This window comes from Nocardia wallacei (assembly GCF_014466955.1).
Classification (GTDB): Bacteria; Actinomycetota; Actinomycetes; order Mycobacteriales; family Mycobacteriaceae; genus Nocardia; species Nocardia wallacei.
On the sequence record NZ_AP023396.1, the window covers coordinates 7,554,223 to 7,579,493 of the forward strand.

The 25,271-nt window shown below is 64.1% G+C and carries 11 protein-coding genes and 1 tRNA gene; 6 read left to right on the forward strand and 6 right to left on the reverse strand.

Features of this window, described 5'->3' with window-relative positions; translation table 11 throughout:
• Positions 1 to 61: 61 nt before the first annotated feature.
• Positions 62 to 742 (forward strand): class I SAM-dependent methyltransferase, encoded by a 681-nt coding sequence (locus NWFMUON74_RS33940; RefSeq protein ID WP_269475306.1) that lies wholly within the window; start codon positions 62 to 64, stop codon positions 740 to 742.
• 13 nt (positions 743 to 755) lie between these two features.
• On the opposite strand, the gene NWFMUON74_RS33945 is transcribed toward NWFMUON74_RS33940, so the two are convergent.
• Positions 756 to 1,358 (reverse strand): TetR/AcrR family transcriptional regulator, encoded by a 603-nt coding sequence (locus NWFMUON74_RS33945; RefSeq protein ID WP_187685770.1) that lies wholly within the window; start codon positions 1,356 to 1,358, stop codon positions 756 to 758.
• A 478-nt stretch (positions 1,359 to 1,836) separates the two neighbouring features.
• Between NWFMUON74_RS33945 and NWFMUON74_RS33950 the strand changes: the two genes are divergently transcribed.
• From NWFMUON74_RS33950 to NWFMUON74_RS33960, 3 genes are all read left to right on the forward strand, one after another.
• Positions 1,837 to 15,939 carry a non-ribosomal peptide synthetase gene (locus NWFMUON74_RS33950; RefSeq protein WP_187685771.1) on the forward strand — a complete coding sequence of 4,701 codons (14,103 nt, stop codon included), beginning with the start codon at positions 1,837 to 1,839 and terminating at the stop codon, positions 15,937 to 15,939.
• A gap of 174 nt (positions 15,940 to 16,113) precedes the next feature.
• Positions 16,114 to 17,547, forward strand: coding sequence for an alpha/beta hydrolase (locus NWFMUON74_RS33955; protein ID WP_232111264.1), 1,434 nt, complete (start codon positions 16,114 to 16,116; stop codon positions 17,545 to 17,547).
• Positions 17,544 to 18,179, forward strand: a complete 636-nt coding sequence (locus NWFMUON74_RS33960; RefSeq protein ID WP_187685773.1) for a TetR/AcrR family transcriptional regulator — start codon at positions 17,544 to 17,546, stop codon at positions 18,177 to 18,179. The genes NWFMUON74_RS33955 and NWFMUON74_RS33960 overlap by 4 nt, the downstream gene beginning before the upstream one ends.
• Here the strand turns inward: NWFMUON74_RS33960 and NWFMUON74_RS33965 are convergent.
• The 3 genes from NWFMUON74_RS33965 to NWFMUON74_RS33975 form a co-directional block, all read right to left on the reverse strand.
• Entirely contained in the window at positions 18,144 to 18,794 is a 651-nt protein-coding gene (locus tag NWFMUON74_RS33965) for a TetR/AcrR family transcriptional regulator (RefSeq protein WP_187689584.1), read from the reverse strand. The genes NWFMUON74_RS33960 and NWFMUON74_RS33965 overlap by 36 nt on opposite strands.
• Positions 18,795 to 18,961: 167 nt before the next feature.
• Positions 18,962 to 20,155, reverse strand: a complete 1,194-nt coding sequence (locus NWFMUON74_RS33970; RefSeq protein ID WP_187685774.1) for an erythromycin esterase family protein — start codon at positions 20,153 to 20,155, stop codon at positions 18,962 to 18,964.
• 13 nt (positions 20,156 to 20,168) lie between these two features.
• Positions 20,169 to 20,639 carry a hypothetical protein gene (locus NWFMUON74_RS33975; protein WP_187685775.1) on the reverse strand — a complete coding sequence of 157 codons (471 nt, stop codon included), beginning with the start codon at positions 20,637 to 20,639 and terminating at the stop codon, positions 20,169 to 20,171.
• A gap of 373 nt (positions 20,640 to 21,012) precedes the next feature.
• Here NWFMUON74_RS33975 and NWFMUON74_RS33980 point away from each other — a divergent pair.
• A tRNA-Gly gene (locus tag NWFMUON74_RS33980) sits at positions 21,013 to 21,086 on the forward strand.
• Between the two features lie 632 nt (positions 21,087 to 21,718).
• Here NWFMUON74_RS33980 and NWFMUON74_RS33985 read toward each other — a convergent pair.
• The gene (locus NWFMUON74_RS33985) at positions 21,719 to 22,363 is read right to left on the reverse strand and encodes a trimeric intracellular cation channel family protein (RefSeq protein WP_187685776.1); all 645 of its coding nucleotides are present in this window, start codon (positions 22,361 to 22,363) and stop codon (positions 21,719 to 21,721) included.
• Positions 22,364 to 22,866: 503 nt separating this feature from the next.
• Here NWFMUON74_RS33985 and gnd point away from each other — a divergent pair.
• The gene (gnd, locus tag NWFMUON74_RS33990) at positions 22,867 to 23,895 is read left to right on the forward strand and encodes a phosphogluconate dehydrogenase (NAD(+)-dependent, decarboxylating) (protein ID WP_187685777.1); all 1,029 of its coding nucleotides are present in this window, start codon (positions 22,867 to 22,869) and stop codon (positions 23,893 to 23,895) included.
• Between the two features lie 56 nt (positions 23,896 to 23,951).
• Here gnd and NWFMUON74_RS33995 read toward each other — a convergent pair whose 3' ends face one another.
• Positions 23,952 to 25,271: a lipase family protein gene (locus NWFMUON74_RS33995; protein WP_187685778.1), complete on the reverse strand. Its 1,320-nt coding sequence runs from the start codon at positions 25,269 to 25,271 to the stop codon at positions 23,952 to 23,954.

Below are 25,271 nucleotides of genomic sequence, written 5' to 3' on the forward strand. Positions count from 1 at the left end.
CCGCGAGAGAATCGCGACGGCCGGGGACACCGCAGCGCGACTGACCCACATCGCGAATCTCATGGATCAACACAGCATGCAGATCATTCGAGCGCTCCCGATCCGCCCGTACGCGAACATCCTCGACTTCGGCGCGGGGACCGGCAGTCTCGGCGCGGCCCTTGCCGACCTCGATCCGGGTACCACTGTCCACGCACTCGACCACGACACCAGCCTCATCCCGGAAGTCGTGCGTAAGCGACCCAATGTCCGAGTGATCGAAGCCGACGCGACGACCTGGCGGGCACCCCGGCGATTCGATCTGATCCATGCCCGGTTCACCCTCATCCATATTCCCGAACGCGACCGGATCCTCGCCGGAATGCGGAACTGGCTCAATCCGGGCGGCATCCTGATGGTGACCGAACCGTACCAACTCGACGAGGCGAACGCGCCGGACCCTGTCGTGGCCCGGGTGCTCGGTGCGTATCACGACTACCTGGACCGGAATGGCACCGCTCTCACGTGGATCCGCACTGTACCAGCGATGCTCGGCACGCTCGGATTGCTCGATATCGAGATACACGCCAAGGCGGGGCGGCTCGGCGGTGGACGCCACGACCGCTGGCTCAAACTTATCGAGCCCCTCCGGGGCAGTCTGGACATCACGGACGAGGAATTCGAACACTTTCGACAGATCACTCGATCAGCCGGTTGGCACGACCTCCCGCAGATCATTCTCACCGTGACGGCTCGCACCTGACAATGCTCACCGTTCAGGCCCCGCCGTGGCGGGGGGCTGACAAATCTGCCAGATAATCGGCAAGTGCGGCTTCTGCGTCTTCGCCGACTTCAGGCGTTACCAGTAGATGCAGCATGCTGCCATCAATCACCTCGTGCAAGCGCCGAGCCTCGACCCGCGGATCGCGAGACGGATGCATACAGCCGGTGTCGGCAAACAACTGGCATACCGTCAGGCAGAGTTCCGCGATAGCGGTTTGCGCTTTCTCGGCCAGTTTCCCCAATCGAGGATGGGCCGGCGCGTCGGCGATAAGAGCGAGGTTGACCCGCGCCTCGATCGTGCGTTGACGATCCAGCGGAAGTAATTCGAGCAACATCGCGAGAGCCATTTGATGAGGATCACGCATGCCGACATGAGCGGAAATCCGCTCCTCTACGCGGGTATGGACAAGCTGCATCGCATAGTCCAACAGATCCGCTTTTGTCGGGAAACTATGACGTAACGAGCCGAGCACAATGCCGGCCTCGGCCGCGACGCTGCGCAGCGACACCGCGCTCACGCCACGGTTCGCGATCAACTGCCACACCGCGGCGGCGATCTCCGCTTTGCGCTGATCGTGATCGATGGTCTTCGGCACACCCCACACTATCACCGCCCACTACGAGCACAGACCTTGCTAGCTCGATCGTGCTAGCATAGTAGTTGCACTGTCCGACAGGCAGCGGATTGTCACGTCCACTGGCCATACGGATTCGCCACAGGCGAGATGTGCACAAGCGAGGAGAGAACGAATGGTAGACCCGCCCGATGCGAACGACCAGGCGGTTACCACGTTCGAGAGATGTCGATAGGGTGACCATCCGGAATTATTAGGTAATCCTAGCCAGCAAATCTACGATCCAGCTCATCGATAAGGATCGCGGCGACTTTGAATGGCGTTGTCGGCCCCGAAAAGATGGGGCACCCCGGCACCACCGACTGAGCGGTAGTATCACTCGCGAGGCCTCGCTCAGGTCGGGGTCAGGCGAAACCGGCTCAATTGAGCTGCGCGATGAACCGTCGCGGCTTCTCGTCCGCCGAGGCAGGTTTCGTACTTTGTTGATTTCTTCACAGGAATGACTTTGATCAGCTATAGCGACAACTCTCCACACAGTGGCAAGGCTCCCGAAACGCCCGGTGAGAGAATACCGCTCACCGCAGCGCAAATGGGTGTGTGGCATTCATCACAGCTACTCGAAGCGCCGATGAAGATCGCTATGTACATCGAGGTCATCGGCGAGTTGGATCTGACCGTCCTGGAAAGCGCTGGCCGTACTGCCGGGCACGAAATGGGCTCAGGTTATATCCGTATCGGAATTCAGAACGAGGAGCCCTACCAGGTGGTGGACCTCAGCCTGTATTCCGGGCTGGACTACTTCGATCTCCGAAATTCGGCCGATCCGATCGCCGACGCGCACGAATGGATGGAGCGTGACGCCGCTCGACGTATCGACCTCGTGCGAGACCGGTTGATTCGCAACGCGATTCTGCGCGTCGGGGATGGACACTGGCTCTGGTACATGGCCGCTCATCACATTGTGCTGGACGGTTTCGGGGCTATGAATCTGGTCGAGCGCACCGCACATCTCTACACGGCGATGCTGACCGGCCGCGAACCGCAGTCGTTCGCCGCCGGGAGTATCCGGGACATGGTCGACTCCGACGTCTCGTATCGGAACAGTCGACGATTCGAGGTGGACCACGCGTACTGGCGCGACCGAGTCTCGGGATACGAGGAGCGGAGTACACCGTTCCGAACGCAGGCGAACGCCTCGGCGAGCCCCATCTTCTTCGGTTCCGAGTTGCCGGATACAGTGTCGGCATCAACGCGGTCCGCCGCGACACGGCTCACCGCCTCCGAATCCGAACTCTTCATCGCCGCCTTCGCGAGTTATCTGGCGCGGGTGTCGGACAGTGGTGATGTGATGCTGAGCCTGCCCGTAGCCGCCCGCACGACGGCGGTACTGCGCCGGTCAGCGGGCATGTTGTCGAATATCGTCCCGCTACGCCTCGCCGTGGACCGATCCGTGGCGATCTCGGAATTATTGCGCAGGGTCCGCCTCGGGGTCACCGGGGCACTGAGGCACCAGCGGTACCGTTACGAGGACATTCGACGTGAGACTGTCACGAAGCAAAGACCGTTCGGCATATCTTTCGGGCCACGTATCAACATCAGCCCGATACATATGGAAATTCGGCTTGGTGCAGCAGCCGGACAGGTGAACGTACTTTCCACAGGGGGCGTCGACGACCTGACCGTGAGTTTCTATCGATCCGTCGCCGCGCCGCGCTACCGCGTAGATTTCGAAGCCCGGGCCGGGCTGTATTCCGAGGACGAGGTCGGCCTGCTCCACGGAAGGTTCCTGGAATACTTCGACCGGTTCGTGCGCGCGGCGGGCGAGGACCTGACGTGGGACATTCCGCTCGTGGGCGACCGGGAACGACAGCGCATCCTCAGCCTCGGAACAGGCCCGGCCGTGGATAGCTCGGTCGCACCCGAAACCACGACGCTCGCCTCGCTGTTCGCGGCGCACGCCCACCGTACTCCCAGCGCGACAGCGGTGAGGTTCGCCGACGAAAATTTGTCCTACGCCCAGTTTGCCGCGCATGTGCATCGGTTGGCTCGGTATTTGGTGCGACTCGGCGTCGGCCCCGAAACGATGGTGGCCGTACAGCTACGCCGATCCCTGGAGCTCGTGATCGCTGTGCACGCGATAGCGGCAGCGGGAGGTGCATACGTTCCTGTCGACCCCGATCATCCGGCCGATCGCAACCGATACGTGCTGGAAAGCACCCGGCCGGTATGTATGGTCACCACCACGCAGGACCGCATCGACGTCGGCGTCGACATCGACGTCGTCGAGCTCGATCGCCTGGATCTGTCGACGTACCCCGACTCGCCGATATCGGACAGCGACCGGACCGCTCCCCTGCGACCGGCGAACGCCGCCTACGTCATCTTCACGTCCGGTTCGACTGGTCGACCGAAGGGCGTCGCAGTAAGCCACGGCGCGATCGTGAACCGGCTGTCGTGGATGCAGGCCGACTACCCCCTCACAGCCGCCGATTCGGTGCTGCAGAAGACTCCGGCGACGTTCGACGTATCGGTGTGGGAGCTGTTCTGGCCGCTGTGGAGCGGTGCTCGACTGGTTGTCGCCCGTCCGGACGGACATCGTGATCCGGCGTATCTCGCCGACGTGATCGTCAAGGAACAGATCACGGTCATCCATTTCGTTCCGTCGATGCTGGCGCAGTTTCTCGCCACACCCGCCGTACGCGAATCGAACTGTCTACGTATGGTTTTCGCTTCCGGCGAAGCCCTTCCCGCCGCGGACGCTCAGCGGCTCACCGAGCTGACCGGCGCTGCGCTGCACAACTTGTACGGACCGACCGAGGCGGCGATCGAGGTCACCGCACATCCCGTAACCGCTGCGGATACCGTGTCGGTGCCCATCGGCCGCCCGGCGCTCGAGACACAGATATACGTGCTGGACTCGCGGCTGCACCCGGTGCCGGCGGGGATTGCCGGTGAACTTTATCTGGCGGGTGCGCAATTGGCGCGCGGCTACGTGAGCCGTGCGGACCTGACGGCCGATAGATTCGTGGCAAACCCATTCGGCACCGGTGAACGGATGTATCGCACCGGCGATCTGGTGACCTGGACGATAACGGGTGAGCTGGAGTATCTCGGCCGAACCGACCTTCAGGTGAAACTACGGGGCGTCCGCATCGAGCCGCGAGAAATCGAATCAGCACTGACCACAATCGATTCGATCATACAAGCGGCTGTCGCCGTGCACACCGACGCCCGTCGCGGTGACCAACTCGTCGCTTACATCGTCACCGAATCGGAAGGCGAGACTGCTGCTTTACGGACAGAACTCGCCACCCGGCTCCCGGCCGCCCTGGTGCCGTCGGTTTTCGTCGTCCTCGAAGCTCTTCCGGTCAATGCCGCGGGCAAGCTCGACCGTGCCGCGCTACCGGCTCCCCTATTGGAGCCACGTGGATCACGGCAAGTGGAGACACCCGGGCAGCGCATCGTCGCCGAGATTTTCACCGAGGTGCTGGGCGTCGAACGGATCGGCGCCGATGACAACTTCTTCGAACTCGGCGGCAACTCGCTGAGCGGAGCCCAGGTCGTGGCACGACTGACGGATGCCTTCGGGACTCGCACGACCGTCCGGGACCTGTTCGAGGCCCCGACCGTCGCCATGCTGGCCGAACACGTCGAAAGCGCGGCGACAGAACCGCCGCGTATCCCGCTGGAAGCCCGGCCGCGCCCGGCTCGCATTCCACTGGCGCCTGCTCAACGACGCATGTGGTTGCTCAATCAGCTCGACCCCACGTCACCGGTCGACAACATGCCGTTGGCGATTCGACTCTCCGGCGAACTGAACGTGCCTGCCCTCGAACACGCCGCGCGTGACCTCGTCACACGTCACGAAATTCTGCGCACTCGATATCCCGAGACGCCCGAAGGACCTGTGCAGCAGGTACTACCGCCGGATGCGGTGCGGATCGACCTGGAGCCGCATGTAATCGATGCCGAACGGGTCTCAGCTGCGGTGGACGACCTCGTCGGCGCCGGATTCGATGTAACCATCGAAGTCCCCTTTCGCCTGCGCCTATTCCGTACGGCCGCAACGGAATACATCTTGGTCGCGGTTGTCCACCACATCAGTGCGGACGGTTGGTCGATGCTGCCTCTGACACGGGACCTGATGGCCGCCTACACATCACGCTGCCGGAACGAAATGCCGACCTGGTCACCACTGCCCGTCCAGTACTCCGATTACAGCATCTGGCAACGTGCGCTGCTGGGGTCGGAGGACGACCCGGACAGCTTGCTGTCCACGCAGGCGGAGTTCTGGCGCCGCGCCCTGGCCGGGCTGCCGGACGAGATCGGCCTGCCGACAACTCGTCCGCGTCCTCCAGCACGATCGTTCCGCGGGGGGCGCGTGCGGTTCCGAATCGGAGCCGACCTCGACAAACGGCTGCGCCAGTTCGCGCACCGGCAGGACGTGACGTACTTCATGGTCGTGCACACCGCGTTCGCTGTGCTGCTTGCCCGCTTGTCCGGAAACGACGATGTCGCACTCGGTGCGCCGATCGCCGGACGCGGCGAGGCCGAACTCGATGGTCTTGTCGGCATGTTCGTCAACACTCTCGTGCTACGGACGCAGGTGTCGCGGGAGCTGACCTTCATCGAGCTGCTGGCCCGCACAAGGGCCGCGGACCTGGAAGCGTTCGCGCACGCCGACATTCCTTTCGAGCAGCTGGTGGACATGCTTCGTCCGCAGCGTTCGCCCGCACGGCATCCACTGTTCCAAGTGGCGCTGGTCTTCGATAACACACCGGACAGTACATTTCAGCTGCACGGATTGCGCATCACACCCGTCGATCTCGGATCCGGCGCCGCGAAGTTCGACCTCACACTGAGTCTTCGCGAAAGTGCCGACACTGGATCGGATCTGGCGGCGACATTCTCATTCGCTCGCGATCTGTACGACGAGGCCACGATCGAGGTGTTCGCACAAAGGTTTGTGCGGCTGCTGTCGGCCATTGTCGCCGAACCTGATATACCTGTCGGTGACCTGCCGATCCTCTCCGCCGAGGAGTACCGGCTACTCACCGCGGGACCTTGCGACCAAGACGCCGCCACCGGTCTCCTTCCGGATCTCATGACCCATGGACTGCGGCTCGGTCGCGATCGGATCGCCCTCCGCGCGGCCGGCACATCGATGACCTACGGCGCGCTCGACGAATCGTCATCCCGCTTGGCGCGCGCGCTGATCGCTGCGGGTGTCGGCCCGGAAACCGTTGTGGCCGTGGCCTATCCGCGCTCCCACGACTTGGTGGTCGCGGTCCTGGCTATCGCCAAGGCCGGCGGGGCGTACCTTCCGATCGACCCGGCGTATCCGGCGGAGCGGATTCGCCACATGCTCACGGACTCGGTCACTGTGCTCGGACTCACCAGCTCCGAGCACATCGACTCCCTGCCCGGTGATGTGCCATGGCTGGCTCTGGACGATCCCGCGACGGTGCGAAGCTACGCGGACATGTCCTCCGCACCCGTCGATGATTCCGACCGTCGCGCACCGCTGCGGACGATGCATGCGGCATACGTGATATTTACGTCCGGGTCGACGGGGAAACCCAAGGGGGTCACCGTGACCCATGGGGGACTAGCCGGTCTCGTTCGGGAGCTGACCGGAGTCATGCGGGTGACACCAGACCATCGGTTCCTGAATATCTGCTCCCCCAGTTTCGATCCGTCGCTGCTCGAGTGGCTGTGCGCTCTTCATAGCGGAGCCACACTGCTGATCGCGCCTCCAGAACTCGTGGGCGGTCCGGATCTGGCCGAATTCCTTCGTACGGAACAGGTAACGCATGTCGCGACCACGCCCGGTGTCCTCGCGACAATGGAGCCGGACGGCCTGGACCAGCTGATCGCATTAGGCATCGGCGGGGACCTGGCAGCAGCCGAGCTGGTCGACAAATGGGCACCGGGGCGCACCTTGTTCAACTTCTACGGCCCCACCGAGACCACGATCGTTTCCTCGTACACACGACTGACGCCCGGTAACCACATCACCATCGGTCGGCCTGTCCGCGGCATGTCGGCGCTGGTACTCGATTCACGGTTGCACCCCGTGCCGCCGGGAGTGACCGGCGAGTTGTACCTGGCGGGCCCGGGGCTCGCTCGCGCCTACAGCGGAGCACCGGGTGCCACAGCCGAGCGCTTCCTGCCGAACCCGTGGGGCGAGACCGGATCGCGGATGTACCGCACCGGCGACCTGGTGCGCTGGTACACCGGGCCGGACGCATCGACCGACAATACCTTGATCGACTCCGTCGACTGGCGACTCGATTTCCTCGGGCGCTCCGACACCCAGGTCAAGATCCGCGGTTTCCGGATCGAGCCAAGTGAGATCGACGCGGTCCTCGGACGGCATCCGCGAGTCGATTTCGCGGTGACGATCGGACGCCGTAGCCCAGCCGGCACCACTGCGCTCGTGTCCTACGTGCTCCCCACCTCCGGTGGGGCGTTCGACCCGGGCGAACTCGTGGAGCATGCGGCATCGAGCCTGCCGCGGCACATGGTTCCCTCGGCCGTCGTGGTATTGGACCAGTTGCCGCTAACTCCGGTCGGAAAGCTGGACCGCGATGCGCTGCCGGAACCACCCACCCCGCAACGGGATTTCCGGGCGCCGGTGGGCGGAATCGAGCAGACCATAGCGGAGACATTCGCTACTGTTCTCGGGCTCGAGGTACCGGTGGGTCGCGACGAGGACTTCTTCGAGCTCGGTGGAAACTCACTGATCGCCACTCAGGTCGTGGCCCGGTTGGGGGTAGCGCTGGATGCCCGGATTCCGGTGCGCCTGTTGTTCGAGGCGTCGACCGTCGCTGGGCTGGCGCGGACCGTGGCGAGCCGGGTCGGCCGTGGTCGCCACGTCCTGCGGCGCGGTGCCCGGCCCGAGCGAATTCCGCTGTCGCCGGCGCAACAGCGAATGTGGTTCCTCAACAGATTGGATCCGCAGTCGGCCGCCTACAACATGCCGGTAGCCGTGCGACTGTCCGGATTGCTGGATGTGGAGGCGTTGCGGGCGGCAACGGCTGACCTCGTGGACCGCCACGAGGTTCTGCGAACCGTGTATCCCGCGACCGACGGTGGGCCGGTACAAGTGATCTTGCCACCGGACCAGGCCGTCCCGGCACTCGTGCTCCGATCCGCCAGTCCGGACACGGTCGAGGCGGCCGTGCGGGAACTGGCCTCGGTAGGTTTCGATGTCACTACCGAAGTACCGGTACGGGTAGCGCTGATCGAGATTTCGAATTCTTCGGACACCGTCGAGCCATCCACGGAAACTGCCGTACCGCCGACTGAATACGTGTTGGCGATGGTGATTCATCACATCGCCGGCGACGGATCATCGATGACGCCGCTGGCTCGAGACCTGTTGACTGCCTACGCCGCCCGATCCGCAGGCACCGCACCGAGTTGGGCGCCACTGGCCGTGCAGTATGCCGACTACACCATGTGGCAGCGAATGCTCCTGGGCGACGAAGGCGATCCGGCGTCGGCCGCGTCCCGCCAGATCGCGTATTGGAAACAGGCGCTGGCCGGACTGCCGGATCAACTGGCCCTCCCGGCCGACCATCCGCGCCCGGTCATGCAGACCTTCAAAGGTGCGCGAATCCCGGTCGCGATCGATGCCGAGACGCACCACGGCCTGACAGAGCTGGCACGATCGCAAGACGCGACTCTGTTCATGGTGCTGCATACCGCCTTCGCGGTGCTGCTCGCACGATTGTCCGGCAGCAACGACATCGCGATCGGCACCCCGACAGCCGGACGCGGCGAACCCGAGCTGGACCACCTCATCGGGATGTTCGTCAACACCCTGGTATTCCGAACCCGGGTCGACACGAACGAAACATTCACACAACTACTTGCCCGGCAACGCGAAACCGACATCGAAGCCTACGCACACGCCGACGTACCCTTCGAACGACTGGTCGAAATACTCAACCCACCAAGATCAACCGCCCGCCACCCACTGTTCCAAGTCGGACTGTCATTCCAAAACCTACGCCGGACGTCCCTGGAGTTACCCGGTCTCACCGTATCGGAGGTGGACTTCGACAGCCGATTTTCGCAGTTCGATCTACACCTGATCGTTTCCGACGGCTATGACGAGTCAGGGGCCCCGGCCGGGCTCCACGGTGCCATCACCTATGCCACCGATTTGTTCGACGCTGCCACCGTCGAAAGGTTTGCCGAGCGGTACGAGCGTTTGCTTCGAGAGATCGCTACCACGCCGTGGTCACCGGTGGGTGACCTGGACTTGATGTGTACCGACGAGCGTGCGGCAGTGGTGTCCGGGCGGAATGCGACCGAACATGATCTGGATGTCTCGCTGACGCTGGTGTCGTTGTTTGCGCGCACCGTGTCGAAGACGCCCGACGCGGTGGCACTCGTGTCTCCCGCAGGTGAAACAGTGACGTACGGCGAAGTCGGCGATCGAGTGAATCGCCTTGCACGGCATTTGGTTTCGCTGGGTGTTCGCCCGGAGTCGCGGGTGGCTCTCGCGTTCCATCGATCGGTGGACCTGGTTGTGGCAATGTACGCCGTGGCGGTCGCTGGTGGGGCATATGTGCCGGTCGACCCGAACCAGCCGACGGAACGGACGGGGTACGTCCTCAGGATTGTCGATCCCGTGTGCGTGTTGACTACATCGTCGACTGCTGCCGACTCGACTGTGGTCTCCGGGGCGGCGACCGCTGGAATGACGGAACGACTTGTGCTGGTGGACAAGGTGAATCTGTCGATGTGGTCGGGCGCTCCGGTCGACGATGCGCAGCGAGTCACACCGCTGCACCCCGCGAATACGGCCTATGTAATTTTCACATCTGGTTCGACCGGACGACCGAAGGGCGTGGCGGTACCCCATGCGGCAGTGGTGAACCAATTGTTGTGGAAGATGACCGCACTCGGGCTGAGCGCCGATGACGTGATCTTGTTGAAGACCGCGGCGACGTTCGATTTGTCGGTTTGGGAGTTCTGGACCGCACCGGTCACAGGTTGCCGTGTAGTGATCGCCGCGGCCGATGGGCATCGGGATCCGGCGTACCTGAACAGCCTCATGGCTCGAGAGGGTGTAACGACTCTGCACGCGGTGCCATCGATGCTGGACGCATTGCTGACGGTATCCGGTGACGCGTTAGCGCCTTCGTTGCGTCGAGTGCTGGCGATCGGTGATGTGTTGCCGGGTGCGGTGGCGCAGCGGTTCCGTAGTGCCCATCCCACAGTGAGCTTGGTCAATCTGTATGGACCGACGGAGGCGACGGTGTCAGTCACCAGTCATACGGTGACCGACGCGGACCAGCATTCGGTGCCGATCGGTGCGCCGGAGTGGAACAACCGGGTATACGTCTTGGATTCGCGTCTGCACCCTGTCCCGGACGGCGTCGCGGGTGAATTGTATATTGCCGGTTCACAATTGGCACGTGAATACTTCGGTCGTGCGGATTTGACAGCGGTACGGATGGTTGCGAATCCATTCGAGCCGGGGGCGCGGATGTATCGCACCGGTGACCTGGTCGCGTGGAATGCCGAGGGCGAGCTGAATTATCACGGCCGCACCGACTTCCAGGTAAAGATTCGCGGCTTCCGTATCGAGCCGGGCGAGATCGAAGCCGTGCTACTCAGGCTGCCTGAGATTGCACAGGCCGTGGTACTCGCTATATCGGCTGGCCATATGGGCGACCGCCTCGTGGCCTACCTCGTACCGGCAGATGCTGGCCTCGACGTGGATCGGGTGAAGGCCGAGCTGAGTTCCGTCCTCCCGTCGTACCTGGTGCCATCCACATTCGTAGTGCTGGATATGTTGCCGCTCAACATGAACGGCAAGCTGGATCGCAACGCTTTGCCCGACCCGGAGTTCGAGAGGATCACCTATCGTGCGCCGTCGACTCCAACCGAATATTTCGTGGCACGCGTGTTCGCCGAGGTGCTCGGCGCCGAACAAGTCGGCGCCGACGACGACTTCTTCGCGCTTGGCGGCAATTCCTTGCTCGCAACGCAGGTGGTAGCCCGACTCGGCGCCGACCTGAATACCCAGGTGCCGGTTGGGGCGGTGTTCGAGGCACCGACCGTCGCCGGCTTGGCGGTGCGGGCCGCGAAAGGTACGTACGCGAACCGTCTTCCCGAGCTGACGGCTGGGCGGCCGCGACCGGAACGGATTCCGTTGTCACCCGCACAGCAGCGCATGTGGATTCTCAATCAGATCGATACCACATCACCCGTTTACAACATCCCGGTCGCGTTACGCCTGACCGGCGACCTGAACCCCGCTGCCCTGCGGGACGCCGTCGCGGAGGTGATCATGCGCCATGAGATCCTGCGCACCGTCTATCCGGCGTGGGGGGAGACAGCACACCAACTGATCCTGCCGACCACCGAGATCCTTTCCGATCTCACACCAGAACCCGTCAGCGCGGACAAACTGCTCGATCGCATCACCGAGATGATTTCCACCGGCTTCGATGTGGCGACCGAGGTACCGTTTCGGGTCGGATTGTTCCGGATCGAATCGGACGGGATCAGCGGCGAGTACGAGACCCAACACGTCCTTGCGTTCGTAGCGCACCACATTGCGGTCGACGGCTGGTCCTTGCGTCCACTGACCCGGGACGTCATGGCGGCTTACGCTGCGCACGCCACCGGTAGGACACCGGTGTGGCCCGCACCCGCGGTCCAGTACGCCGACTTCAGTTGCTGGCAGCGTGATGTCCTCGGCTCCGAGGACGATCCGCACAGCCTGATCTCCGAACAGATCGAGTACTGGCGTGCCGCACTCGCTGGGCTGCCGCTCGAATCCACCTTCCCCACCGACCGACCACGTCCCGCCGCCGCGTCTCGAGCGGGTGGCACGGTCGCCTTCACCATCGATGCCCGCACCACGCAAGGGCTGAGAGAGTTGGCCCGCGCACACGGTGCGAGCATGTTCATGGTTGTGCACACGGCGTTGGCCGTATTGCTCGCACGGTTGTCCGGCATGTCCGACGTGGCCATCGGCACACCTATCGCAGGTCGTGGTATCGGCGCGCTCGATGACTCGATAGGCATGTTCGTCAATACCTTGGTCTTGCGCACTCGACTCGACCCGGCCCAGCCATTCACCGAAGTGCTGGCTCAGCAACGGGATAGCGACCTGTCCGCATTCTCACACGCGGACGTGCCATTCGACCGCGTGGTGGATTCCCTCGACTTGCCTCGGCATCCTTCCCGGTCTCCGTTGTTCCAGGTCGCGTTGTCGTTCCAGAACTTTCCCTCCGAAGCCTTCGAATTGCCGGGTGTGCGTACGAACCTCATCGACCTACCGGTAGGCACCGAGATGTTCGATATCACCGTCGTTCTCGACGCCGGTACCCAGGAAGGCGCAATGATCGGCAGCATTTCCTATGCCCGCGACCTGTTCGACATCCAGACGGCACACCAGTTGGGCGAGCGGCTACTACTCATCCTGCGAACCGTTGTCGCCGAACCGGCCACAGCTGTCGGCGATATCGCGCTACTGCTGCCCGGTGAGGCTGACAGGACCCGTCACGATGCGGATCTTCTCGTGGTCAACCCGTCACACAACACCCTGGTGGACCTCATAGACGCACGGATACGCGAACAGCCGGAGAACATCGCCGTTCGAGCGGGCGCACAATCTATCACCTATGCCGAGCTGTCGCGCCGCGCAGACACACTCGCCCACCTACTGATTTCGCATGGCGTCCAGCCGGGATCAGTGGTCGCGGTCGGGCTGGACAGATCGGTATGGGTACCGATCACCCTACTTGCTGTCCTGCGAGCGGGGGCAGCATACGTGTCCCTCGAGCCGTCATATCCCAGGCCGCGGCTAGAGTTCATCATGGCCGACGCCGGACCCGACTGCCTCGTCACCAGTGCGTCATTGCTCGATGTGATGCCCAGCGGAGAAACACCGGTGTTGCTGGTCGAAGACTCGGAGTTGCAATCCGGGGTCGCGGCCCCCGGACTGCCCGTCTCGATCACGGCCGACGACCTCGCTTATGTCATATACACCTCAGGGACCACGGGCGTTCCCAAAGGCGTCATGGTGACACACCGCAATGTCGTGCATCTGCTGGCGAGCGCTCTGCGGCACTTCGACGTCGGCACTCAGGACGTATGGACCGTCTTCCATTCGTTCGCGTTCGATTTCGCGGTGTGGGAGTTGTGGGGCGCGCTGAGTACCGGCGGTACCGCTGTCGTCGTCGACTACATCACGTCGCGAACACCGGATATGTTCCGGGACCTATTGGTTCGCGAGCATGTCACCGTCCTGAGTCAGACTCCGTCCGCGTTCTATCAGCTCGATCAGGCCGACCGAAGCGCCGCCGCAGACGATTCTCCGCTCGCGCTGCGTTACGTGGTTTTCGGCGGTGAGGCGCTGGAACTGTACAAACTTGCGGGCTGGTTCGAGCGATACGCCGACAGCGCACCGTGCTTGATCAACATGTACGGGATCACCGAGACCACCGTGCATGTGACGATCGAGCCGTTGGCCCGGCACATGGTCACGGTCCCGGCAGTGGGCAGTCCGATCGGTCGAGGTCTCCCGGGCATCGGAGTCCATGTCCTGGACAACCGGTTGCATCCGGTGCCGACCGGCACGACGGGCGAAGCCTACGTCACTGGGCCTCAAGTCGCGCGCGGCTATTTGGGGCAGGCGGGCCTCACCGCTGCTCGCTTCGTGGCGGATCCGTTCGGCCCTCCAGGGGCACGGCTGTACCGCTCCGGTGACCTCGTCCGTCGGACCGCACAACGGCTGGAATATCTCCGGCGAGCAGATCACCAGGTCCAACTGCGGGGTTTCCGGATCGAGTTGGGCGAGATCGAGGCAGTGCTCGGTCGGTTCGGTGACGTCAAAGTCATCGTCCGGGATGGTCGGTTGCTCGCTTACGCCCGCGGGGTCGATCCCGCCGGGGCGGACGAACTTCGGCGCACAGCCGTTCAGCATCTGCCCGAGCACATGGTTCCTGCCGCGGTCACGGTGGTAGACCGCTGGCCGATGACCGTCAACGGCAAGCTTGACAGTCGGGCGCTACCGGAGCCCGACTTCGCGGCGTTGTCCACCGCCCGAGCGCCACGCAACGATCGCGAACGGGCCTTGGCCGCGATCTTCTGCGAAGTACTCGGCCTGACCGATATCGGTATCGATGACGACTTCTTCCAGATGGGCGGTGACTCGTTGAGCGCGGTGCGACTTCGCGCCCGGATCCGCCACATACTCGCAGTGGACGTGCAGGTGCAAGACATATTCGAGCTCCGCACAGTCGCGGGTCTCGCCACTGTCTCCGCTCGCCCGCCTGGACTTCCCGCGCGGGCGGACAGCGTTCGCGCCGCGACACTGCCGCTGTCCTACCCTCAGCGGCGGCTGCTCGACCTGAACGCCCGCGAGCAGTTCGAGCGGGGCCCCGGACGTGCCTATGTACTCCAGCTCCGGCTCCACGGCGCGACACCACCGGACGTCGTAGCACAGGCATTCACGGACCTGACGATGCGCCACGAGGTACTGCGTACAGTATTCCCTGGAGCACAACTGGTTCTCGACGATGCTCTCGATTTCGAGACGGTCCTGACAGACGATATCCCGGCGGCGACAGCCGCGTGCATCGCGCAACCGTTCGATCTGCAGACCGAGGTGCCACTTCGGGTACGGCTGTATCCGGACGACGACTCTGATCTACTGTTGATCATCCTGCACCACATCGCCGCGGACGGCTGGTCACTGACGCCTCTGGTGCACGACGTGGCGACCGCGTTGCTCGCACGCCGCAGCGGCGCTCGACCGGACTGGCGACCGTTGCCGATGCAGTACGCCGAGCACGCGATCTGGCAACGGCGGATCACCGAAAGCGCTCCGGGCCGTCCGGTCGTCGATGCAGAGCTCAACTTCTGGCGCCACACTCTCGCGGACCTGCCCACAGCCGCTCGGTCGGCGCGCCACATCGACTCCTCACAGCCGTATGCAGAACGAGTCTTCCTCTACATACCACCGGAGCGATATCGCCGGAGCATGAGTTACGCGGCAAGGCACGACGCCAGCGTCTTCATGGTGGTTCACACCGCAGTCGTGCTCACGCTCAGGGAATTCGGATACGGAAATGACATCACCGTCTGCGCACCGACGGCTGGACGTACCGAGGTCGGCATGGAGGAGATGATCGGTCGTTTCACGAATTTCCTCGTGCTTCGCACGGAAGTTCACGATGACCCCGACTTCACGCACCTGCTGGAGCGAGTCCGAGTCACCACCCTTGCGGCCATGGACAACCAGGACATCCCCTTCGAGTACCTGACCGACTCGCTCGGCATCGGCGACCGTCTCCGAATCCGTCTCGCATTTCAGAACATCCCGACCTCCGACCTACGGCGGGCAGGCTTGTCGGCAACATGGGAACCCGTCGAAGTGCCCACGCCGGCCGATTGGGATATCTCATTCATTCTCAGCGAGGAAAAGGACGCACAGGGTCGACCGCGAGCGCTGTACGGCTACATCGAATATGTCGCAGATTCCATCGATGCATCGACTGCGCAGCGCATGGCCTCGAGTTTCGATTCTATTCTGTCGGCCGGTATAGGCGCCGATGACGCCGAGTAGCCGGGCCATAAGCGCCGGCCACGATGCCATACAGGCTTTATAGCGCAGTTGTGCTACCATATCGCCACTGCCACTGATACCCGCCCGGGAACAAGGAAGAGGTCCGGCCGTGAACGCATGGTTGACAAACGCATCGGCGAGTAAGGCAACCGAGTGACCATCGGCATAATTCGAATGTTGACAGCCGCCGCAGTTGCCGGCGCATTCACAGTGGCGTGCGCACCATTGCCGCCATCGCCCACAGCAGCATGGTCCGAATGCGAAGATCGGCCGGGTATCGTCGGCGATGTTCACTGGGAATGCGCGACACTGACCGTTCCTCTCGACTATGGCGAGCCCCAGGGGGCACAGATACAACTTGCGCTGATTCGGGCTCGCACAGCCGAACCAGCCAAACGACTCGGGTCACTGCTGTACAACCCGGGCGGCCCGGGAGGCTCCGGATTGGACACCGTATCCGCCGCCGTCTCCCGGTACCGATCCGTACTCGAGAGATACGACCTGGTCTCCTGGGATCCACGTGGCGTCGGGCGGAGCACACCCGTCCGCTGCCCGGAGTCCTCACTGCCGGAACGCATGCCACGTACGGACGAGGAATGGGCCGCACTGGCAGCGGCCGCTGCACAGTTCGCCGATACGTGTCACCGGGAGACCGGTGACCTGCTGGAACACGTTGGGCTTTTCGACTCCGCGAACGACATCGAACGAATCCGCGCGCTGCTCGGTGACGAACGGCTCGGTTTCCTCGGTGTCTCCTACGGTGGGCAGCTGGGTGCCGCATACGTGAGCCTGTTTCCACAGCGCGCCGGGCGAATCGTCCTCGATGCTCCCGGCAGTCCGTTCCGGTCCTACCGAAGTAGCCTGCTCGATCAAGCGGCCGGCAGCGAACGAGCTCTGCAAGATTTCCTCGCGTTCTGCGGTACAACTGGTGATTGCGCTCTGGGCAATACGGAATCGCACGCGTTGGAGCGGTTGGACCGCTTCCTCGCCGACCTGGACCGCAGCCCGCTGCCGACCGACCGCGGCTACGCAGTGGACCGCCCCGGTGCCGTCACCGCGCTGAGTGTGGCTGTCGCCGCGCCCGAAACCTGGCATCAGTTGAATGCCGCTCTGGCGCAAGCACTTTCGGGTAACGGTACGCAACTCGCGGGATTCGCCGATCTGTTCACCGGTCGGCGGCCCGACGGGTCATCCTCGAATTTCTCCGCAGCGAATACGGCGGCGAATTGCGCAGACTACCCCGACAGTTACAATGTTGCGGAAATTCGCGCGTTCATTCCGGAATTCACTGCGGCCTCTCCGCACTTCGGCGAGCTAACTGCGTTGCGGCTACTAGAATGTGCGCATTGGCCCGTACACGGAGTGGGGCGTGGAGTTATCGAGGGCCGCAGTGCCGAACCGGTGCTCCTCATCGGGAATACCGGTGATCCTCAAGCACCGTACTCGTGGGTCTCCGAACTCGCTGATCGGCTCGATTCCGGTGTGTTGCTGACATACAACGGCGTGGGCCACGGAGCTTACGGGGGCGTCGATCGATGCGTCGACGCCGTCGTCGACCGCTATCTACTCGAACATGCCGTACCACCAGCGAATACAAAATGCCCGTGACCGAGGCAGCCCAACCGCTCGCCGCTTCCAGCGCGTCCAGGAAAGATGTGAGTAACAAACGAGAGCCCCGATCCGGCCGCCGCTTCGAGTTGCTGGAGCGCGTAACCGACGCCATTGTCGAATCCGGGATCGAAGGTGTCAGCGTCCGTGATCTCGCGGCGCGAGCAGGCGTCTCCATCGGAACAATCCAGTACTACTTCCCGACCAAGACCGCACTGCTGCTGTCGGCCTGGAATCACCTGCATGGTGGGGTAACCCATCGATTTGCCGGAGTCGGAGCCACGGGCCTCACCGCCGCCGAGGAGCTCCGCTACCTTACGAACCTCCTCCTGCCGCCGACTTCCGGGGACCGGTTGTCTCACCTCTGGCTGGCACTGGTGGCTCGGGCCGGACACGATCCGGAGGCCGCAGTGCTCCACCGGGAACAGTGGCAGCGTATGGAATCTACGCTCGAATCAGCGCTCAGGCGCGCGAACCCGGCTCGCGAGCTCGAGTCCCGCGCTGCCGCGGCGGAATTGCTCGCCTTGCTCGACGGCCTAGCGATCTCGGTCCTCATCGAGCCCGGCCGGATTTCGCCCGACCGAGCACAACGAATCTCACGGAGGTGGTTGGCCGAATGGCTCTCCGAGTAAGGGGACCGCCAATTCGGCTGCGCACCGAGCGATCTGAGGTTGCCGTTCCGGCTCGGCGAGCAGACCCAGAAGCGCAAATTCGGCGATCTCTGCCGGATCGACCGTAGTCTGCGGCAACGCCAGCGCATCGAACAACGCGAGCACCATCCGAGCCGCCGATACAGCATCGACCGATCGAATGTCGCCTTCGCGACGACCGGCATCCACCAGCTCCACGACCGCCCGTTCGAGGCGCCCAAGCAACTCGCGTTCGACATCGAAACGGTCTTGCTGCAATTCAGGGGTTATGAGAATCGAGGCGAGCACATACGGTGCGCCGTGCATGTGCCACAGGGAATCCAACAACCAGCGACGCAGCTTGACGACAGCGGGCGCGTCCACCGCTCGCAACCGCTCCGCTGTTGCCAACGGTTGCTCCAGGCCCAGGTGGACCAGAGCAGCCAGAATATCGTCCTTGGTTGCGAAGTGCTTGTAGATCGCCGGTTGCCGGACACCGGCCCGCCTGGCGATGTCACGAGTTGAGGTGGCCGAGTACCCCTGCACAGCGAAAAGCTCCGCGGCCGTGCGCAAAATGCGTTCAGCCGAGGAGCTCCACCTCGAGGTACTCGGCGGCATACGAGTCACGGCCGGTCCTCGACGGCTGACATATCAACCTTCCTTTAGGCGATCGTCCGATAACCTCACAAAGTATCAGCTGTCATCCGGCGCCGACATCCCCGGCGCATGCACGCCCTGCGGTGGCTCGTCATCGGTACGGTCGCCGCACGGTGCAGGCACTTCGATCACGGCTGCCGGAGACTCCGGTCGTTCCCATGCGAATTTTCGGCGCTGACACCGGTGACGGGACGAGTGTGTCGGACATGGATGACTGCGTCGAAGGTTTCACGCGGGTCGATATCGACCAGAAGGTGTTGACCACGCATGGTGGATACGATTGCCAGTGCCTCAGGGGCCGAACGGGCAATGTCGGTGAAGTGCAGCGCTCCGCGCCGATCGAGCACGGCATCGAGGCAGTCTTCCGGGAAAGGGGCGGGCAGCTCCGTGGTAAACCATTGAGAGGGGTTGTGGTCGGAATCGGTCCGTGGTTCCCCGGGAACTGTTTCGCCGGCGTGCGTCGTGCCGATAACTACAAGATCCGAGCCGAGCTCGTTAGCGAGGATCTGCCCGATCGGAGCGGTTCCGTCGAACGACGGAGTGCGTTGGATATGGACGTTGTGGGCGCTGACCACAATCCGCTCGCCCCGCTCGAGCAATACGCGCAGGTTCTCGGCCATCGTCTCGTTGCGAAGGTTGCGTCCCGGGCCAGGGTACAGACCATGGTCGAGAAACTCTATAACGGCCCGCGCTCCGCGCGCGCATTGCAGAGCAATCCGATCACCGCTGTCCTGACAACGATTGATCAGGTTGTCGACACCGGAGCGGAGCACGTCGGGCACCGGTGAGACGCCACCTGTGGTGGGCGGTATGTCAGTGCCCGAACCGAGGTCGGCCACGTTCAGCAGTTCCCTATCGCCAGGTTGCGGCGGTATCCGCTGCAAGCAGGCGCTGATCGCCGGCAGCGGAGTTGTCAGGCACCCGGGAACGTCCATCCCGAGAAACCCGATCCGTCTGGCAGAAGCCTCGTTCCACTCGCGCATCCAGCGCAGTTGAGCGTGACGTTCGGCCGAACAACCGAACGACCAGGTCATACCAGTGCGAGCGACCTCGTCGAGGCTGCCGGGGCCGCCGCAGATCCACTGGTCGACCAGCAGTCCCTCCGGGTAGCCCGATTCGAACGCGAGAACAGTGAAACCATGCTCGGCTACCAGGTACCGACTGATCCGATCGTGCAACTTCACAAGCTCGGACAGGTGATGTGCGCTCTCCCCCAAACACACCAGGCGCGCCCCGCCGATCGAGTCCGAGAACGCAGACAGGTCGGTGTTGTCGATTTGTTGCGGATCCACATTGTTCAGAGACTTCGAAAACAGACCCATAATCAAAGATACCTCAGGCCATTTCCTCTTCTCCGGCGATTTCCATCGCCGCATCATCCCACTCGTTGTAGCGGGAGAACAATTCAGACCCGGAACGGATAGCGACGGCCTCAGCGATAACGTCCCAAGGCACGAATCCATCGATGCTTCGCGAACTCGCGTAAAGCAGGTCTCTCCGAGGATTGATCTCGGGCCGGTCGTCACCCTCCCATGGTGACGAGGCTTCCCACTCCCACGCAGGAGACCATCCCCACCCGCCCCAGCCGCGGCACATCACCTCGCCGAAATAGGCTGCCGCCCTATCTACGAACGGACGTGTCTCCGTACCAGCCAACTGAGCTGGATCGCTGAATCGACGTAAGACCTCCGACTCGAGCCTGTCCAGTGACACCGGCGTGAAGTCCAACCTGAGTTGGGGTAGATCAGCTGCCAACTCCTTCGCGAACCGCTCGGCAACCCCAGGCCATTCGTCTTCCAAACTCACACGGTCAGCCTAGCCAACCGCTGTATATTTCGGAGGCGAGTGTCATGGTTTCAACTCGCGCATGTGCCGGAGACAATTGCGCGGCAGGATGTTCGGCTCGTGGCCGATGTGCTGTGCAGGGCAGGACGATGGATTCGGACCGCGCGGAACACGCCGGAGCGGCCGGTACGCCTGGCACAGCCGCCCGCGGACTGTGACGCGGATCGCGTCGTGCTCGAGCCTCCACAGCCGGGGATCGTGAGCAATCTACCGCGTGCGCGGGGCTAGCACTCGTGACAGAACGGGTCCGATACCCAGAATTCCTGCGCGAGCAGGGAGGTTACACTGCTCGACGGCTCATCTGCTATTGTCTTCCGGGGCCCACGGGGTCGCCGCCGGTGTAGTTTAGTGGTAGAACATCAGCTTCCCAAGCTGAGAGTGCGGGTTCGATTCCCGTCACCGGCTCCAGCGCGGTATTGCCCCTTACCAGCGGCGACGATCACGTTCACAGTCGAGGCATTGGCGGCGCTGTAGCCGACCACACGGTCTGCTGACACTTCGTGCGGTCCGGCCGGACAGCATGGGCTTCGGCGGGCTCGAGCATTGACATCACAGTTCGTCTGGGACCGGTGAGATGGAGTCACCGGCGCGCAGGGTGTGCGGTCGCGGGGCAATGGGGGCGACCGGCTCGAAGGGGTGGGAGCGTGCAGGCCCTACCAGTTCACGCCGGGGGACGGGCGTGGACTGCTGGGAGATCGCCCGGAAGTTCGGGGGGACAACGTATCCGGCGCGAGGGGCAGCGGGGGCAATGTCGGCGTGGTGGCGTCGAGCTGCACCCCTCATCAGTTGTCCACTCGATGGTCCCGCAGCCGGGTGGCCGTGTGCGCGGATGATCGTACCCCTGCCGCGTCGCGTTAACGCAAATCCATGCGATCGAGCACATAGCAACCGCAGTCCACTCACCACAGACCGAGGTATAGCGAAATTTGCCATCCGACAACGCAATTGGCGATGTGCAGCATGAGCGTGCACCGAATGTCCGGTGGTCGCTCGCGAAAAGCGTTGCATCCGCACCGGCGACGGCTTCGACGTGCACCGACTCAACCGCGGCGGCGCGGAAAAACATCGAGCCGGATCCCACCGGCGGTCCGTGGTCGGGGCAGATGCACTCCGAAATAGATTGCGGCGATGCGCAATACGAACACCAGGCCCGCCGACACGAACGCGGACGGACCGTCGGCGACGCCCGCCGCGTGCAGTGCCAGGCAGCACCCCGCGCCGAGCAGCGCGGCCACCGCGTAGACCTCCTCGCGCAGCAGCAACGGCGGGAACTCACCGCACAACACATCGCGGATCACCTCACCCGTCACGCCGGTCATGACCGACAGGATCAGTACGGCGAGTGGCGTGACGCCTGAGTCGATGGCGGCGCGGGCTCCGATCACGGTCACCACCGCCAGGCCGAGCGCGTCGACCACCAGCAGCGACCGGCGGGGCAGTTGCCAGAATCTCAGGTAGATCATGGTCCCCACCCCGACACAGATGATGAGCGTCAACAGGATCCAGTCTCGCGTCCAGTACAGCGGATGCCGGTCGAGAATGAGATCACGCAGCGTGCCACCGGAGATAGCGGCGGCGAAGGCGAGCGCGAGCCCCCCGAACGGGTCCATGTTGGCCCGATACGCGGCCAATACCCCGCTGGCGGCAAACGCCGCGATACCCACCAGATACAGCGCGTACAGCATGCGCACATGATCTCAGCCCGCCGCTGAAAAGCGCGGCGGGCAACCAGAGGCGCTCCGCTCGGGCGACGGGCAACCAGAGGCGCTCCGCTCGGGCGACGGGCGAGCTGGAGGCGCTTGGCTCGGGCGGCGGCGAGCAGGCCGGAAGTTATGGGCGGCCAGCCAATAGGAAGGAGTCCGTGGGCGGCGGGCGAGCACGAGGGACTTCGAGGAGGCGGGTGGCTGGGCAGGGCTTGTGCGATGGGGTGGGTGGGAAGAAGAAGGCCCCGCGCGGTTGCCGGGTCGGGGGTCTGGCAACAGCGCGGAGCCGTCCTGAATATCGGCGTCGTGCGGGGAGCGTTACACGGAGGGTGGAGAAATTTCCGTACGGTCCACCTAGGACAATCGAGACGGCCCGCGGTGCGGGCGGCCGCCCGCTTCACCACGTAGGGTCGCGGACAGCGGCCGCCAGGCACTGCCAGCAGAGCTCGGACCTGCCGGAGCTCGGACGACTCGAGGAGATGGGTATGCAGCTTGGAATGATCGGGCTCGGCCGGATGGGCGCCAACATCGTGCGGCGCATCGTCCGCGACGGGCACACCGCCGTGGGCTATTCGCGCCACGAGGACCAGATCAAGGAGTTCACCGCCGAACTCGGCGAGAGCTTCACCGGCACCACCGATTACAAGACCTTCGTCGCCCTGCTCGAGAAGCCGCGCATCGTGTGGGTGATGATCCCGGCCGGCGCCACCGGCGCGGTGATCGACCAGGTCGCCGAGCTGCTCGATCCGGGCGACATCATCATCGACGGCGGCAACAGCCGCTACCACGAGGACATCAGGCGCGCGAAGGAACTGGCCCCCAAGGGCATTCACTACCTCGACATCGGCACCTCCGGCGGCGTATGGGGCCTCGAGCGCGGCTACTGCCTGATGATCGGCGGCGAGGCCGAGACGGTGAAGCACGTCGAGCCGCTGCTGCGGGCCATCGCGCCCGGCGTGGACGCCGCCGAGCGCACCCCCGGCCGCACCGGCGAGCCGTCCCCGGCCGAGCAGGGCTACCTGCACTGCGGCCCGGCCGGCGCGGGCCATTTCGTGAAGATGGTGCACAACGGCATCGAGTACGGCGCCATGCAGGCCTACGCCGAGGGCATGAACATCCTGCACAAGGCGAATATCGGCAAGACCGTCGCCGACGAGCACTCCGCCGAGGAGACCCCGCTCGAGCATCCGGAGCACTACCAGTACGACATCGACGTCGCGGAGGTCACCGAGGTGTGGCGGCGCGGGTCGGTCGTCGCGTCCTGGCTGCTGGACCTGACGGCCGCCGCCCTGCACGCCGATCCGGAGCTGAGCACGTTCGGCGGCCGGGTGTCCGACTCGGGCGAGGGCCGCTGGACCATCCACGCCGCCATCGACGAGGGTGTGCCCGCGCCGGTGCTGTCGGCGGCGCTGTACCAGCGCTTCTCCTCCCGTGGCGAGGCGCTGTACTCCGACAAGGTGCTGTCGGCCATGCGCAAGGCGTTCGGCGGGCACAACGAGCTGCCGGGTAAGTAGAGAGACGAGAGTGGCCCCCGACCGGCACGGGTCGGGGGCCACAACCGTGTCCGGGGTCAGTCGAAGGTGCTGTCCAGCCAGTCGATCGTCTGCATGCCGAACAGGTCGGTGCCCCAGCCGTAGAGGTCGGTGAGCATCTTGACCATGCTGCAGTCGGTCGGCTGATAGGTGACGTCGGTGCCCTGCGCACGGTAGGTGTCGGCCAGCCGCCGGGAGTCCGCGGCCGGGACCAGCGACATGAACGAGTCGTCCTTGGCGCAGGACGTGATGAGCACCTTCGACGTCGGCGCCCCGGACCGGCCGAGTTCGTTGTCGTCGAACACGTGCTGGAACGCCGGTTCGTCGGCGGGGTTCAGCCCGGAGGTGAACATGGTGTTCAGCGGAATGAACGGCATCCCGAAATAGACGTCTTGACACTGCTGTCGGAAGATGTCCGCGATCCCCCGCCCGACCGGGTTCAGCTTCGAATCCAGCGCCATCTCCGGGTATTTCGGCTCCAGCCCGAGCAGCGTGGCGAAGGCGAACCCCGAGCCGATCGACCCGTCGGCGACGCGCATGAAGTTGCGCTGATTCACGACCATGCCTTCCAGCACAGTCGATTTCACGTTCAGCTCCGGGGCGTAGGTCGGCTGCAGTTCGGCGGCGAAGCCCGCCCCGACCCCGCCGCCCGCGATGCCGAACAGCGCCAGCTGCGCCTCCGGATTCAGGCCCGCCTCGGTGAAACCCAGTGCGGCGCGGGCGCCGTCGAGCTGGGTGTGCGCGGCGTACTTGCCCGCGAACACACCGTGCGGGCGCGGATCGGCGTCGTTGCCGACATCGGAGATCATCACCGCGAGACCCTTGCCGAACATCAGCGCCAGCGGGCCGAGCGCCGACCAGGACGCCCCGTCGCCCGGGTCGCCGCCGGTCCACTGCGTGCTGGGATGGCAACGGGCGCCGACGCTGTCGTTGGCCTCCTGATAGGAGACGAGCCTGCGTTCCGCGGCGGGCTTGCCGTCACGCGGGATCATCAGGATTCCGGTGCTGATGGTCGGGGTCACGCCGTCGAGGTCGGTGGTGACGTACATCAGCTTCCAGGCATCCAGATCGGCCGGTTTCAGGCCCGTGAACAGCACGTCGACCTTCTTCGCCTTCAGGATCGTGCCCGGCTGCTCGGCACCGGTCAGCGGTGGTTCCTGATAGAACGGGTCGTTGGCGAGCAAGCCCTGGAAGATCTCCTGCGGCGAGCCGGGGGTGGCGCCGGTCAGCGCGCCGACGACGTAGCCGTTGAAGACCTGGTCCAGCCCGGGCGTCCGCGGCGGAACCGGTTCGGCGGCAACGGGTGCCGCGCCGGCACACATGATCGCGACCGCCGCGGCGAGAGTCCGCAGACGCAT